2 protein-coding genes are annotated in these 1,782 nt (G+C 72.6%); both read left to right on the forward strand.

The features are described from left to right. On the forward strand, window positions 1-995 hold a 995-nt coding region (locus tag AC30N0_RS02635), incomplete at its 5' end, for a bifunctional riboflavin kinase/FAD synthetase (RefSeq protein WP_489516385.1). A 120-nt stretch (window positions 996-1,115) separates the two neighbouring features. After that, window positions 1,116-1,782 (forward strand): class I tRNA ligase family protein (locus AC30N0_RS02640; protein WP_489516386.1); only part of this gene is annotated, 667 nt, incomplete at its 3' end.

Raw genomic sequence — 1,782 nt, forward strand, 5'->3', positions numbered from 1 at the left:
TCGGCAACTTCGACGGCGTGCATCGCGGCCACCAGGCCATGCTTGCCCTGCTCGTCTCCGAGGCGGCGCATCGCGGCCTGCCCCCCACCGTCCTCACCTTCGAGCCGAACCCGCGCGACTGGTTCGCGGCGCGCGCCGGCAAGCCCGAGACGGCGCCGACCCGCATCGCCACCCTGCGCGACAAGCTGGGCGAGCTCGAGCGCTGCGGCATCGTGCAGACGGTCCTGCTTCGCTTCGATGCCGCCTTCGCGGCGCAATCGCCGGCCCAGTTCATCGACGACGTGCTGGTGCGCGGCGCCGGCGCCCGCTACGTGCTGGTCGGCGACGACTTCCGCTTCGGCGCCCGCCGCGCCGGCGACTACGCCCTGCTCGACGCGGCCGGCGATGCGCAGGGCTTCGACGTCGCCCGCATGATGAGCTACGAGGTGCACGGCCTGCGCGTGTCGAGCTCGGCCGTTCGCGCCGCCCTGGCCGCCGGCGACATGGCCGAGGCGCAGGCGCTGCTCGGGCGGCCCTACAGCATCAGCGGCCGCGTCATCCACGGCGCCAAGCTCGGCCGCGAGCTCGGCGCGAGCCGCAGCGGCCGCGGCGACGGCTTTCGCACCCTCAACATTCGCTTCCCGCATCCGCGCCCGGCGGCGATGGGAATCTTCGCGGTGCGCGTGCACGGGCTCGGCCCGATCGCGCTCGACGGCGTCGCCAGCCTCGGCCGCCGCCCGACCGTCGACGACAGCGGCCGCGTCCTCCTCGAAGTGCACTGCTTCGAGTGGCCGAAGGGGCTCGGCGTCGAGGGGGGCTACGGTAAACTCGTCCGCGTGGAACTGCTCAAGAAACTGCGCGACGAAGCCCGCTACGACTCGCTGGCCGCGCTCGCCGAAGCGATCCGCCGCGACAGCGACGAAGCGCGCGCCTTCATGGCCGGCCGCGCCGCCGACCGGGCTGCGGAGGAGACGCACGCGACCACCGGACGCCAGACCACGCGCGACCGAATTTGACCGGCGTCGCGGTCACGCTCCGGCGTGACTCCGCCCCGACGCGCGCGCTGCCGCCGTCGCCCCTCGACCCGGCTGCCGCCAGCGGCAGTTCCCACGTGCCCCTGCTCTCCAGGACTCGCCATGGCTGACGAACCCGCCGCGACCGACTACCGCGCGACGCTGAACCTTCCCGACACGCCGTTCCCGATGCGCGGCGACCTGCCCAAGCGCGAGCCCGGCTGGGTCAAGGCCTGGAGCGACGAAGGCGTGTACCGGCGCCTGCGCGAGGCCCGGCACGGCCGGCCCCGCTTCGTCCTCCACGACGGCCCGCCGTACGCCAACGGCCAGCTGCACGTCGGCCACGCCGCCAACAAGATCCTGAAGGACATGATCGTCAAGGCGCGCCAGCTCGCCGGCTTCGACTCGCGCTACACGCCGGGGTGGGATTGCCACGGCCTGCCGATCGAGAACCAGATCGAGAAGACCTTCGGCCGCGGCCTGGCACGTGCCGACGTGCAGGCGAAGAGCCGCGCCTACGCTACCGAGCAGATCGCCCAGCAGATGGCCGACTTCAAGCGGGTGGGCGTGCTCGGCGACTGGGAGCACCCGTACCGGACCATGGACTTCGGCAACGAGGCCGGCGAGATCCGCGTCCTCAAGCGCCTCGTCGAGCGCGGCTTCGTCTACCGCGGCCTGAAGCCGGTCTACTGGTGCTTCGACTGCGGCTCGTCGCTGGCCGAATTCGAGATCGAGTACGCGGATCGCAAGTCGAGCGCGGTCGACGTCGGCTTCCTGGCCGCCGAACCGG

The organism is Rhizobacter sp. (assembly GCF_031412495.1).
Taxonomy (GTDB): Bacteria; Pseudomonadota; Gammaproteobacteria; order Burkholderiales; family Burkholderiaceae_C; genus Schlegelella_A.